General features: G+C 56.9%; 8 protein-coding genes. All 8 read right to left on the bottom strand.

The annotated features are described in order from the left end of the window. Positions 1–92 precede the first annotated feature (92 nt). Positions 93–1,001, bottom strand: a complete 909-nt coding sequence (locus M2406_RS09690) for a hypothetical protein (RefSeq protein WP_012145742.1) — start codon at positions 999–1,001, stop codon at positions 93–95. A gap of 14 nt (positions 1,002–1,015) precedes the next feature. After that, a complete protein-coding gene (locus tag M2406_RS09685; RefSeq protein WP_012145741.1) occupies positions 1,016–1,498 on the bottom strand; it encodes a type VI secretion system tube protein Hcp in 483 nt (160 codons plus the stop codon). A 563-nt stretch (positions 1,499–2,061) separates the two neighbouring features. Further along, positions 2,062–2,508 (bottom strand): DUF6386 family protein, encoded by a 447-nt coding sequence (locus M2406_RS09680; RefSeq protein WP_310473598.1) that lies wholly within the window; start codon positions 2,506–2,508, stop codon positions 2,062–2,064. Between the two features lie 5 nt (positions 2,509–2,513). Continuing rightward, the gene (locus M2406_RS09675) at positions 2,514–6,944 is read right to left on the bottom strand and encodes an RHS repeat-associated core domain-containing protein (protein ID WP_259189766.1); all 4,431 of its coding nucleotides are present in this window, start codon (positions 6,942–6,944) and stop codon (positions 2,514–2,516) included. Between the two features lie 2 nt (positions 6,945–6,946). Then, positions 6,947–7,387, bottom strand: a complete 441-nt coding sequence (locus tag M2406_RS09670; protein ID WP_112363587.1) for a DcrB-related protein — start codon at positions 7,385–7,387, stop codon at positions 6,947–6,949. A 41-nt stretch (positions 7,388–7,428) separates the two neighbouring features. After that, the gene (locus M2406_RS09665) at positions 7,429–9,357 is read right to left on the bottom strand and encodes a type VI secretion system Vgr family protein (protein WP_259189765.1); all 1,929 of its coding nucleotides are present in this window, start codon (positions 9,355–9,357) and stop codon (positions 7,429–7,431) included. Positions 9,358–9,442: 85 nt separating this feature from the next. Further along, the gene (locus M2406_RS09660; protein WP_259189764.1) at positions 9,443–10,885 is read right to left on the bottom strand and encodes a serine/threonine-protein kinase; all 1,443 of its coding nucleotides are present in this window, start codon (positions 10,883–10,885) and stop codon (positions 9,443–9,445) included. A gap of 48 nt (positions 10,886–10,933) precedes the next feature. Then, positions 10,934–13,597 carry a type VI secretion system ATPase TssH gene (gene tssH, locus M2406_RS09655; protein ID WP_259189762.1) on the bottom strand — a complete coding sequence of 888 codons (2,664 nt, stop codon included), beginning with the start codon at positions 13,595–13,597 and terminating at the stop codon, positions 10,934–10,936. Positions 13,598–13,611: the final 14 nt, after the last annotated feature.

The raw sequence follows: 13,611 nt of genomic DNA, 5'->3' as shown, positions 1-13,611 counted from the left end.
TTTGCGGTGCAGGGAAGGGAAAATGCTGAGGCGTCAGGGAGAGAAAAGGGGCTGAACCCGGCGAATACCGGGCTCAGCTCTCTTATTATCGGCTAGAAGGTACTGGCGATTTCATACATTAACTTCATATGCGCCCTTGAGATATCCGTCGTGCCGCTATCACTGATGACCGAGACATACTGCTGCTCACTGGTTAACAGGATTTTGGCTTGTAACGGCGCGGATCGTTCGTTCAGGGTGGTAAATAACAGAGTTTCAATGCGATCCAGATTCGGATCCGCTCTGCCCCTGGCCTGGTCCGTATAACGTCTGCCCATATAGAGCTCGGCATTGCTGCGGCATTTGTCTTCATCCTTGATGATTTTTATCCGCGTTTCGTTAACGAACTCAATCAGCTTGATCCTCGCCTTGGCCGTTCTTTTGGTTGCTTCCAGCAAGTCCTTATTGTCCGTCTGCTGACGCTCGGACAAGGTATTTCTTAGCATCAACAGGCCGGCGCTGACGATACCGGTCGCGCCGATCGTCGTCATGGCATACCGGACATAGATGTTGGTCATCAGCGTGTCTGCTGCCTGAGCGGCGGCGATCGCCGCATAGGTAGCTCCCGCGCCCGATAATGCGCCCACGGCACCTACTGCCTTGGCGGCATAATCATAGTTACTCTTTTGCCTGTCGTCATAGACGTTGCCTCCATAACCCCGCAGCGAGGTTTTATATTTTTGGAAGAAACCAGAGTTCTCTTGCAGAGTGGTATTGTTGCCATTATTTAATAGCCCCATTTCCATCTCGTTGGTGTTATCTTCACCATTGCGCTGGGCATCACTGCTCTGGCGCAATCGTTCGAAACTGGACATGATTGCCCGTTCGGAGTCATTCTCATACTGGTTGAGCGCTGTATTATCCAGCTCATTAACAAAGGCGATAATTATCCGCAGCTCGTCAGCATTGTATACCGAGAGATCGTTGAGCAGATTGTCTATCGCCAGCGTTGGGTCTGCCATAGTGCTGCCCTCGATTAAATCTCTTTATTCTGTTTAATATCCCAACCGGCTTTGGTTTCTGCACCCTTGGTGCCGCTGGCGCTTTGCTCCCAGTAATGCAGATTGACCTTGGAAGCCTGAAAACGATATTTAACCAGGATATTGTCGGTGTGCCCAACACCGGTAAAGTCCGCCATACTGACCAGGACATCTTCCAGCACGATCCTGGTATATTCGACCTGGGTGCCCCCGGCCTTGCAGATAGAAAGTTCTACTTTGGTTACATGTTTACCGCTGGAGCAAAACTTCAGAATGGCCGGTGTAGATTTATCGATAAGTGCCTGCACCTCCAAATCCTTGAAGTTTACTTTCCCCGTCCCGCCGCCACCGCCTACGGCCATATTGCCAGACTGGGTCGCCCCCCAGTTGAATGACAGAATATCAGTCCAATTTTTGTGATTCGAATCATTAGATTCGCCAGTAACCCCGTCAACCTTCAGAAATGAGTCAATTGCCATTTTGATACCTATATGAAATTGATTAATTTGCATTGGCGAAGCGGATTTATATCCATCAAGGCCAATAAGTGAGGTGATACTTCTGGGCAGTGACAGCATTTGCTAATACGCCCGGAATTAAACTTGAACCAAATATTAATGGTGATTGCAACGGCTATAGGTGGGTATCTCTCCTTTGGTTTTTAGGGTGAGTTTGGTTGTGCAGTGCAGAGAAGTCGCACTACCACAGGTTTTTATATTTAGGGGTGAATTTACGAATGCTTTTTATAAATAACTTATTGATTAGATAGAATGTTTTATATTTTATGATTTTCGTTTTTATTCACCAATCCAGACAGGTTCAGTGCATCACAAAGCTAAAGGTCGATATTTAGGGTTAAACCCAATCGAAGAGAGACCGGCATGCCATCGCGGGTTGCCTGCTGCAGTCGGAAACATTCCCTATGACTGGTGCTTCTTTAGGGTGTGTCAAACAAGTCTGGGCTGGTTCAGCATGCTACTAATCCTGAAGGATCTTTTAGATTACTTCAGGATTATTTTAGTTAATTAACATCCATACTTAACTAAATTCTAATGAGATCAGTGATGTTATTTACTTTACAATTACTTATAGAGAAAGATATCGATATGTCAGTTTCGTCTCTATTATATTTAACTTCATATCCACCAGGAGGTAATTTAATCATTATACCAGCCATGTAATCAGAGCCGTCTGGTTCAAGGTCACCACCACTCACATCCTCCCCAGCACCGATGAATACGTCTCCAGATGGGACGTTTAAAAAGAATGAGTCACGATCTCCATTTATCTCATCAATGATTTTAACTGTGTAACTACCATCGTCTCCTAAATTTAAAAAAAGCACATTACCTTTATTAATCTCATCTATTTCATCCTCAGGAATGCTCCACCAATCAGGTGAGTCACTAACTCTATGCTTTAGAGAGGACAAGTCGTAAATTACCAGAGTTGCTGTATCTGTTGAAAATGAGAAGGTTTTATTCATCATTACCTCTAATTAAATATTATTTCACTTATCCGGTCTCCAGGTTGAAGCCCAGCCTTCCGCCCAGCATTTTTTAACGAACTACCAACACTTTTATTTATAGATTCATTCAGCATTTGTAGACGTTGTGTTGGTGAACCACCAACGATTAAATCAACAGGATGATCCGCATTCAACTTAGTTAAATCTGCAGGCTTGCCGAACATCTTTTCATAGCGTGATGACACAGCTTGGCGATATGAACTCTGAACCGAAGAGATCCTCACATCATGAGTTCCTGGGGACCAAACTAACTCACCTCTTTGAGCTGCACGATTTAGAGAGTTCTGTTTTTTCATAAACTGCCTTTCTAGATACTTTCTTTCAGTATCCGTTAAGTTCGAGCTACTCAATATTTTGGGCTTATTAACAGATAATGATTTTCCGGTAGAACACTTGCTCAAACCCAGCGGATCCACCCACCCCAAAGGGTTCGGCGCATACTGATAAAGGTTTATCCCACCCGCCAAACCAATCGGGTCGTGCTGGGTAAATCTGCCGATATCCGGGTCGTAATAACGGAACAGATTGTAGTGCAATCCGGTTTCGCGATCCAGATATTGGCCCTGCAGGCGCAGGTTTTGGGAGTAATCCAGATGCTGCTGATTTTCTTCATACTTTGTTTTGCCCCAGGCGCTGCTGTGGCCTTGCCAGCGTAGGGTACCGTCGCTGTCGGTCAGGCTTTCCGGTTCGCCGTTGGGCGCGGTGTGGAAGTAAAACACCTGCGCCTGCGGCCCGCCGTCGATACGTGCCAGTGGCTCATAGCTTCCCTGATCGGCATACACATAGGTGAGCGGCATGCCATCGCGGGTTTCCTGCAACAGTCGGAAACCTTCCCACAGGAAGGTGGTGGTCTGGCGTTTTCCGCCTGGTTGGCGCAGGTCCTGGCTTTGCAGCCATACCTGTTTTTGCGTGCGCCGTCCGAGTGGGTCGTAACGGAACTGCACATGCTGCAAGGGTTCGCTGCGGTGCAGGCTGTAACGTACCACTTCGCAGAGTCGATGTTCGGCGTCGTAACGGTACTGCCAGCGGTAGTGACCCTTGCGTTTTTCCACCGTGCGGCCAAAGGTATCGTAACGGTAATCGATGCCTTGATAGTGCATCACGCGGTTATGCCGCTGGCGGAATTGACCTTCATCCAACAGGTTGGAGGCCGGATCGTAGCGGTAGCGCTCGGTGTCCGGCAAGGTGCCGTCCTGGCTTAGCAGACGGCCTGCGGCGTCATAGTGATAACGCTGATAGGCGAACGGGTTGGCGTTCTGTTCTTCGCGCGTCAGGTTATTTTGATAGTCGTAGAACCACTGCCGCGAACTGCTGGCCGGGGCCGGACGTTGGCGATTGTCGTGAAAAATCTCCCGGCGATCTTTGCGGCCGAGCCGATCGTAGTGCAGCCGGCTGGTCAGTCGGCCCTGGGTGCGGCTTAACTCACGGTGCAGGTTGTCACGCTCGAATTCGCTAATGGTAACGTCATCCAGCGCCACCTGTAGCAGGTGGCCGCTGCCGTAGTACAGCGAACGCAGGGTGCGGCCGTCGGGCAGAGCAATTTGCGTGCGGTTGCCCATCGGGTCGTAAGCGTAGTTTAGCGTGCCCTGGTTACCTTGCTCACTGAGCACCCGACCCAACAGGTCATAGCTGAAACTGGCTTCGCTCTCCGCTTCCGTCTGGTAATCCCGCCATACATCGCCGCGATAGAAGGCAGCGTGCAGTAACTGGCCGACCGGATTGTAGCGATAGCGGGTTTCCCCGTCCGGCGTCTGCTTGTTCAACAGTTGTCCGGCGGCGTCATGGCTGAAGTAGTGTGAAAAGGCAGCAGGCGTATTGGCTGCAAAGATGCGCTCAATAACCCGACGGCACTCGTCATAACGATAGCGGGTGCTGATACCGTCCAGCCCGGTCTCTTCCTGCAGCAGGTTGGCCGCTGTCCACTGGAAGCCGTAGCTCTCGCCGTTCTCATTGCGCAGGGCGGTCAGCCGACCACGAGTATCGTAGCTGCGCAGCACTTCGCCATCGAGCGGGTTGCGGGTGGCCAGCAGGCGGCCGACGTTGTCGTAACGGTAATGTGTCAGGCGACCATCGGCCCCCTGGTAATGCACCAGCTGACCCTGTGCGTTCCAGCCCAGTTTCTCCTGCCAGCCTTCGGCACGCTGCAACTGTGTCAGGCGGCCGACGTCATCGTAATGGTAACGGGTGCTCTCACCGGCGGCATCGGTGACCTCGGTTAACCAGCCTTGTGGCAGGTAGCTGTAGGTGGTCTGTTTACCTGAGCAATCGCGGGCGCGGATCAACTGGCCGTGTTCGTCATAGGCGAAATGGCTGATGCCGCCGTTGGCGTCGACCGACTGCACTACCTGGCCGTAGTCATCGCGCAAATAACGCTGGGTGTGACCGAGTGCATCGACGTCGGCTACCAGCGCGTGGCGCTGATCGTAATAAAAATACTGTGTGCCACCGTTAGGTGCTTTGATACTGACCGGCAGCGCGCGCTGTGGCAGCCATTGTGTCAGGCGGATATTGCCGAGAGGATCTTGTTCTTCGACAAGGTTACCGGCTTCGTCGTAGCGAAATTGCCAGCCATGGCCCAACGGATCCTGGCACGCGACCAGCATATCTTCGTCGTTCCACTGGTAGCGCCAGACTTCACCGCGCTCGTCGGTGTATTCGGTAATCAACTGCTGGCTGTTCCAGCGGTGGCTGTGTTGCAGACCATCGTATTCGGTGACGGTGGTCAGGCCTGCCGCCAAATCGTAATCTATGGTGCAGCCGCTTCCGGCTTCATCGCGGTGTTCCACCACCCGCCAGTCGTCAAACATCGCCCAGCGATATTCGAAATAGGGGCTGCCCGCCTGTTGATGGCGGGTCAACAGAGACTGATCGTTATAATGGAACTCGCGGGTAATCAGGCCACCGGCGTCAACCACCTGGTGAAGATCGCCAGTGTCGTTATAGCAATAACGTACCCGTGTCTGCTGGTTATGGCACAGTGCCGTAACGCGATCGGCAAAGCGAGCATCGGCGTATTCCAGTTGCAACGTCATGGCGTTGGCACTGTCGCTGATCTGGCTCAGACGTTGTTGTTCGTCGTAGCTCAACAGCAGCGCGTTGTCATATTCGTCGCTCAGCGACATTAGCCGCAGGCGAGAGGGCTCCTGTGGCAGCGGGACAAACAGCCGCCACACGCTGCCATCGGTATCGGCGATGACCAGTTGACCTTCTTCGCCGCTGCGGAACATCAGCCCTTCACCGGCGCTGAAGCTGGGTTTGTTCACTTCGGGTAGCGGGAAGCGCAACTCGCGGCCGGTTTCATCATGCAGGCAGCATTCGACACCGCCTTTGCCGTCGTCAGCCAGATCGACCCAGGTTTCAAACGGTGTACGCCAGCCGTGACCGAACAGGCCCTGATAGCGGTTACGGCTGTTGTAATTACGCTGCCAGACCAGTGGGAAGCGCGCCGACAGCAGCAGATCGATATCCTCTTCACCGTTCAGGACCTTGGCACCGGTGGCAGCGTGTACTGGATTAAACGCGGCGTGGATCGCTTCCCCAAGCGCATTGGCACCTGCCGCCGCCAGCCCGCCGCCAATCATGCAGGGCAGGTTCTTGACCAGTTTGGACGGGTTGCCGAGCAGCAATGGCAGTACGGTCAGCGCCAGGCCGATGCCTGGCAGTTTGCCGCTTTTGATATCCCGCACCACAACCGCATCGCCGCCGATCAGGACATTCTTTGAAACGTCGGTCGAGACCTTGGCTTCACAGGTTGAACGGTCGTTACTGCGCACGGCTGGTTGACCGTTAATGAATACCTTGCCGGAACCTTCCGCCAGATATTGCGGGCTGGGGTGCTTGTCGCAAGCGATCTTGTCTTCTTCCAGCGCCTGGCTGGGCAGGCTGGGACCGGCGACGCTGGGCTGCCACAACTGGGAAATGATATTGCCCCCGGCGGCCAGCAGCTCAGAACCGTAATCCCAAAAACTTTGTGGCGGTTGCGGCGCGGGCAGGGCATTGATCTCATCAGCTGTGAGCAACCGCCCGGCGGCACGAGCGGCCGGTTTGGCGTTAGTGAACACATTGGCCGATCCCGTGAGGATCACGCCGGAGACCACCGGGGGAAACAGCCAGTTGGCCACGGTGTCACAACCGTTGCTGATATGTTCGCCGACGCCGGTCAGGCTGGCGGTGAAGCCGACGATCAGACCGGCACCGACACAGCCGGAAGCCGCTGTTGCCGCCGCACCCAACACAGCCACACCCGCCAGTGCCGGAGCTGCCGCTGCCGCTGCGGCCGCAACGGCGGCTGTCGCCAGTGAGTAAACCGCGACCTCGGCAACGGCGCTGGCGATGTCCGCCAGCGGGCTGGTATGGATCAGTTCGTCATCCTTTCTTGCCGCCCAAATATCGCTCATGGTTATCGGTCATCCTGTCCGGTCAATGCCAGCGAAGCTTTCACCTGCTGCCATTCATGGTCATCCTCGCGCGTGAAAGGCTTCATTGAGGAATACGTCACGATCAGCAGCGTCTGGCTCCCCTCGGGCTGTGCCGCTAACTGATGCTGATGATGGTGGTGGCCGGCGCGGATGAAATTGCTGGTGACCTCGATAGCCCGGATAAGGTGGTTTGGCCCGACGCTGATGCGCTGGCGTGGTGACTGCTGCAAATCGGTGATCTGCGGCAACAGCGCCTGCCACTGTTTTTCAAATTCGTCTTCCAGCGTGCTGTCCTGCGGGATCGCGCCACGGGTGATCACCAGAGAAGCGCCGGTCTGCGGGTTTTTGAGGATATTGACGGTGCAGTCCTGCCAAGGGCCGGCGGGCAGGGTGAAATGACCTTCCTGGAAAAGATAATTCATGGGTATTCTCTAAACGTGTTGAGGGCCGAAAAGTTCGGCGGTCAGGATTTTGGGAACAACTGGTCGACGGCACCCTGGATTGCCGTTTTGTGATCAGGCCCTGGGGCGGCAGTGCGCGCGGCACCGCCCGGTTGATTGAGTTGCAGCTTGCCGCCGGTGTTGATCTCGCCGTCGTTTTTGACCGTGATGTTAAAGCTGGTACCGGTGATGTTGATCTGGCCATTGGCCCGCAGCTCAATGACACTTTCCCCGCATTCCAGCCGCAGTGACTCCCCTGAGCCCAGGGTGAAGGCGTCTACCACATTGTCGGCACGCGTTTTGCCGGTCAGCGACGAAGCGTCGCCTTTAACCCCAGTTGCCTGGTTGAGCACCACCCGTTGCATCTGATTGCCACCGACCAGGTGCGTATGGTTCTTATCGATGGTATGGCTCTCATCGTTCTTCACCTGGGTGTCCATGTTGCGTTCCGCCTGGATCCACACCTGTTCCGAACCGGCTTTATCCTCGAAGCGCAGGGCGTTGGCGTTGTCGGCGGTGCCATCCTTGGTGCGGCTCATAAAACCCATCTGGGTTGCGGCGGCCGGTAGTGCCCAGGGCGGCATACTGGCGTCGTTATACACGCGACCGGTCACGATCGGCCGGTCCGGATCGCCATTGATAAAGTCCACCACCACTTCGTCGTTGACGCGCGGGATCTGTACTCCGCCATAACCCTGGCCGGCCCAGGCGCTGGACACGCGCACCCAGCAGGAGCTGCCGTCGTCTTTTGGCCCGAAGCGATCCCAGTGGAATTTCACCTTGATGCGGCCGTATTTGTCGGTCCAGATCGACTCACCGGCTGGGCCGACCACTTTTGCCGTCTGCGGGCCGTGAGTTTTTGGCCAACTGGCCTGTTGCGTCGGGTGCCAGGGAATATCCGCCGGCAGCACGGTGAAATCGATACGGTGTTCGCTGTGCTGATCGTCGCCGCTGGCGTAGCGGTTTTCCTTCAGGTGATATTTGGCCTGCAACGTCAAATATTCCCGGTTGTCGTCCGCATGCGGGGCGTTATACAGCGTGAAGGTGCTGCCGGGGGCAATGCCCAGTGCGGTAGCGGTGCCTTCAATCTGCTGATGCTCGGCCTGCCAGGCTTCCTGACGGATACGGGCGTAGAATTCCCCCTGCTGATGCTCGGTATAGCGGCCCGGCCAGTCGTAAACGTCAATCTGGCCCGGCGTCGGTGAGGCGGGGTTCTGACGGGCCTGGAACAGCCAGGCATTGGGTTTGCGGAAGTCGTAATCGTCGAGGCTGTAAATACCCGGCGTGACGTGATCGGACAGGGTCCACTGGCTGATGCCTTCTTCGCTGGTACTGCCGCCAGACGGCGTCAGGTGGTAAGGGATCATCTCATAGCCCGGATAGGGCTGATGATGGTGAGGCGCATCGCCCAGCACCAGGGTGTGCTTGCCCATCTCGTGTTTGAAATAGTAATAGATACCCTCCAGCTCCATCAGCCTGCTGATGAAGTTGAAGCTGCTTTCGTTGTACTGCACGCAATAGCCCCACAGGCGGTAGTCGCCCGTGAGCTGGTCTTCCAGCTGAACATTATGTTCGGTCAGCAGGGTTTTGACGATCTGCGGCACCGTCTGTTCCTGGAAGATGCGGAAGTTGCGGTCCTTGGTCATCGGCCACAGATCCGGCTGCACGTGCAGGTTGTACACCGCATAACGGGTGCCGCCGATCTCTTCGCTGCTGACGGCGATCGACGTGATCTTGCCGTTCAGGTAGCGGGGCGGGCCAAGAAAACCCTGGGTCGGGATCTCCAGCGTCAGGGGTTGGCCCAGCAGCGCTTTGCGGTCGAGGCGGGCGTTTTTGCTCAGCAGTTCGATGGCGAAATCGAAGGGTGAGGAAAGGGCTTCAGTCCCTTCCAGCGAACGGAACAGCAATGACTCCTGGCCCAGTGGCGTATGCGCAATAATACGATCCAGCATGAGAACGTCCTCTGTGAATGACGCATGCGTCAATCTCATGAAAATACGGTGAAGGCCCGCGGTGACGGGCCGGAAAAGCGGAGGGTTAGCCTGCGATGACCGGGTTGACCAGCCAGGTGCCGGCGTTCTCTATGCTGAGCTGTTGGCGGCGTAACTGGTCGTTATGGCGGATTTCCAACTGATAGCTGCCCGGTGCCAAATTCAGGCGGGCAAAACCGTTGTCACCGGGGGTCACCTGCTGGGGTTTGCCGTCCAGGCTGACCTGCTCACCGGGTTGCAGTTTGAAATACACCAGTGCCACCGGCGGTGGTGCCGGAGGGGTCTGGGCTGCAGGTGGCTGTTCGGCCGTCTGCGGTGTGCTTTGTGGCGGCGTTATGGGTTTATCCACCGCTGCACTGTCTGGCGTATTGGCCGCTATCGGGGCAGGGGTACTGTCGCCGCCGCTTAGCCAGGCGATGACGCCGATCACCAGCAAAGCGGCCACGCCTGCACCTGCCATCATCGGGCGTGTGAGCTTCATGCCGTGCGCGGTAACGGTGCCTGCCGCTGCGGCACCGGCGGCCGGATTGGTGGCCACCAGCAGGTTTTCCGGTGCGGCGGCCGGGGTGCTGATGATTTCGTTTTCATCGGCAATCGGCAGATGCAGCAGTTCGGCCATTTCGTCGATGGTTTGTGGCCGGTCTTCCGGTTTCAACGCCAGCGCATGGTCGATAGTGCGCAGCAGTTCCAGTGAATACCCCGCCGGGCGCCGCTCGGTCAGCGGTTGGTAGCTGTCCTCGATGCTGCGCACCACGCTGACCGGCGGTGGTGAACCGACGATCAGCGTATGCAGCACGGCGCCCAGAGCGTAAATGTCGGTCCAGGGGCCTTGCTCACCGTCGCTGTTCTCGGTGTATTGCTCAATCGGCGCGAAGCCCGGTTTGAGCATGATTTCCGTTTCGTCGGACAGGTTGCCGATCTCTTTGCGCGCTGAGCCGAAGTCCAGCAGCACCGGCAACTGGTTTTCCTGGATCTGAATGTTATCCAGTGAAATGTCGCGGTGCAGGTAACCTTCCTGATGGATGGTGTTGATGGCGCTGAACAGCGGTGGCAACAGTCTGCGGATCCAGGCCTCGTCGATTTTCTCCGGCTGCTGCGCCTGCAGGTTCTTCAGGGTAGTGCCGCTGTAAAACTGGGTGCCCATGTAGGCGGTACCGTTCTCTTCCCAAAAGCGCAGTACGTGCAGCAGCCCTGGATGTGAGAAACGCGCCAGCAGGCGGGCTTCCTGAATAAAGCTGTTTAACCCGGCCTGGAAGGTTTTGCTGAAACGCTCACCGCGTAGCCCGATGCTCAGATCGTCATTGCGCATCGCCAGCGAGGTCGGCATGTACTCTTTGATGGCGATGGTGCGTTCCAGCTGATGATCGTAGGCGCGGTAGACGATGCCGAAACCGCCTTCGCCGATAGCTTCCTTGATCTCGAATTCATTGAACCTATAGCCGATCGGCAGGCTGTTTGAATTCGGTTTGCTTACCCCGGTTCCCGACATAATGATGACTCTCTGTGAACGATGGCCGCCATACCGGCGGCCGCGGCGTTATGCCTGAAATTGACAAATAAATTCGTTTTGCTGCAGCGCGATATGCAGTTGGCGATAGCGCTGATCGTTGGCGCTGCCGGTCAGTAAGGTGTGGCTGATCTGCGGCAGCAGGGTGTTGGTCAAAATAGCGTCGACCATGCGGCCGCCGGACTCCACCTCGGTGCAGCGGCTGACGATTTGCTCGATTACCGCATCGTCGAAGGTACAGGCGATATCGTGGTTCTCCGCCAGCCGGCGCTGCACTCGCCCCAGTTGCAGGCGCACAATATTGCCCAGCGTGGCGTCGGTCAGCGGGTAGTAAGGCACCACCAACAAGCGGCCGAGCAGCGCCGCCGGGAATACCGACAGCAGCGGTTCGCGCAGGGCGCCGCTCAGTGCCTCCGGCTCTGGCATCAGGTCCGCATCGCTGCACAGCCCGGCGATCAGATCGGTGCCGACGTTAGAGGTCAGAATAATGATGGTGTTACGGAAATCGATGTGGCGGCCTTCACCGTCCTCCATCCAGCCTTTGTCGAACACCTGGAAGAAGATCTCGTGCACGTCCGGGTGGGCTTTTTCTATTTCGTCCAGCAGCACCACGCTGTAAGGGCGACGGCGCACCGCTTCGGTCAGCACGCCACCCTCGCCGTAACCCACATAGCCGGGAGGGGCACCTTTCAGGGTTGAAACGGTATGCGACTCCTGGAACTCGCTCATGTTGATGGTAATCACGTTCTGCTCGCCGCCGTACAGCGTTTCCGCCAGCGCCAGCGCGGTTTCGGTTTTCCCTACGCCGGAAGGGCCTGCCAACAGAAAGACCCCGACCGGCTTGTTCGGATCGTCCAGCCGCGCGCGTGAGGTGCGTACCCGACGGGCGATCAGATCCAGTGCATGCCGTTGGCCGATAACCCGCTGGTTCAGCGTATCCGCCAATTGCAGTACCGCGTCGATCTCGTTTTTCACCATGCGGCCCAGCGGGATGCCGGTCCAGTCGGACACCACCGCGGCCACCACGTTGGCATCGACGGCGGCGAAAATCAGCGGGGCCTCGCCCTGCAGTTCGCCAAGCTGTTGCTGCAACTGCGCCAATTGCGCGCGCAGTTCATCGGCAGAGGGCGCGGGCTGTGGCTCCTCGGTGGCCTCGTCAGTCGGTTCAGCCTCAATTTCTTCCCGATGCAACTGGGCGCGCAGGTCGATAATCTGTTGGATCAGCGCCAACTCCTCCTGCCAGCGGGCAGTGAGCTGCTCGAGTTGTTGTTGCCACAGCGCCAACTGAGCCTCGATATCCTGTGGGCGCTGCGGATTGCCGATGCCGACCTTGGCTTCGCGCCGGGCGATATCCCATTCAATCTGCAACGCTTCAATGCGGTGGCGGCAGTCTTCCACCTGGGCCGGCTCGGCATGTTGGCTGACCGCCACGCGGGCGCAGGCGGTATCCAGCAGCGCCACGGCCTTGTCCGGCAACTGGCGTGCCGGGATGTAGCGATGCGACAGGCGCACGGCGGCGTCGACTGCCTCATCGAGCAGCAGCACGCGGTGGTGCTGTTCCAGCGGGCTGACGGTGCTGCGCAGCATCAGCAGCGCTTTGTCTTCGCTCGGTTCATGCACCTGCACCACCTGGAAACGGCGGGTCAGCGCCGGATCTTTCTCAATGTATTTTTTGTATTCCGACCAGGTAGTGGCCCCGACGGTACGTAATTGGCCGCGTGCCAGCGCCGGTTTCAACAGGTTGGCTGCGTCGCCGGTGCCCTGCGCGCCACCGGCACCAATCAGCGTATGGATCTCATCGATAAACAAAATGATCGGGGTGGGGCTGGATTGAACTTCGTCAATCACCGTTTGCAGGCGTTTTTCGAACTCGCCCTTCACCCCGGCCCCGGCCTGCAGCATGCCGATATCCAGCAGATACAGCTGGACGTCGCGCAGCTGTGGCGGAACGTCACCGGCCACGATACGCAGCGCCAGGCCTTCGACCACGGCGGTTTTGCCGACCCCGGCCTCACCGGTCAGCAGCGGGTTGTTCTGACGGCGCCGCATCAGAATATCGATAATCTGGCGGATTTCCTCGTCACGCCCGGTCACCGGGTCGATCTCGCCATTACGCGCCTTGGCCGTCAGATCCTGAGCATATTGCGCCAGCACGCTGCCGCCGGTCTGCGCTGCCGTCGGCGTGGTGTCGGCCTGGGCGCTCGGCGTCAGGCTGTTTTCCGCCGAGTGGGCGGTGATAGTGGCAAATTGCTCCATCAGCAGATCGGCGTTGATACGATCAAACTGTGAGGAGATGGCTTTCAGCAAGTGGCGCAGGCTGTAGGTTTTCAGGATACCGAGCAGCAGGTGGCCGCCGCGGATTTGCGCAGCACCGAATTTCAGCGAGCCATAAACCCAGGCCCGTTCCACCGCGCTGTCGATATGTTCGGACAGATCGGAAATCGCGCTGGCACCGCGCGGCAGGCGATCGAGCGCCTCGACGATGTCACGCGCCAGTTGCCCCTCATCCAGCGCAAAGTGGCGGATCACCTGTTGCAGGTCCGCCTCCGGTGCCTGCATCAGTTGATGCAGCCAGTGCGCCAGCTCAACGTAGGGGTTACCGCGCAGCTTGCAAAACGCCGTCGCACTTTCCAGAGAGGTGAATAACAGGCTATCGAGTTTGCCAAATAATACCGAGCGGCTGATTTCAGACATGGTTTTCCTCAGGT

This window comes from Serratia sp. BIGb0163 (assembly GCF_024809935.1).
In the GTDB taxonomy this organism is placed as follows: domain Bacteria; phylum Pseudomonadota; class Gammaproteobacteria; order Enterobacterales; family Enterobacteriaceae; genus Serratia; species Serratia quinivorans.
This window is presented reverse-complemented; position numbering and strand designations above follow the sequence as displayed.

Coding starts and splice junctions, on each gene's coding strand:
- M2406_RS09665 (WP_259189765.1), bottom strand. CDS start 9,357: ATGCTGGATCGTATTATTGCGCATACGCCACTGGGCCAGGAGTCATTG.
- M2406_RS09670 (WP_112363587.1), bottom strand. CDS start 7,387: ATGAATTATCTTTTCCAGGAAGGTCATTTCACCCTGCCCGCCGGCCCT.
- M2406_RS09680 (WP_310473598.1), bottom strand. CDS start 2,508: ATGATGAATAAAACCTTCTCATTTTCAACAGATACAGCAACTCTGGTA.
- M2406_RS09675 (WP_259189766.1), bottom strand. CDS start 6,944: ATGAGCGATATTTGGGCGGCAAGAAAGGATGACGAACTGATCCATACC.
- M2406_RS09685 (WP_012145741.1), bottom strand. CDS start 1,498: ATGGCAATTGACTCATTTCTGAAGGTTGACGGGGTTACTGGCGAATCT.
- tssH (WP_259189762.1), bottom strand. CDS start 13,597: ATGTCTGAAATCAGCCGCTCGGTATTATTTGGCAAACTCGATAGCCTG.
- M2406_RS09660 (WP_259189764.1), bottom strand. CDS start 10,885: ATGTCGGGAACCGGGGTAAGCAAACCGAATTCAAACAGCCTGCCGATC.
- M2406_RS09690 (WP_012145742.1), bottom strand. CDS start 1,001: ATGGCAGACCCAACGCTGGCGATAGACAATCTGCTCAACGATCTCTCG.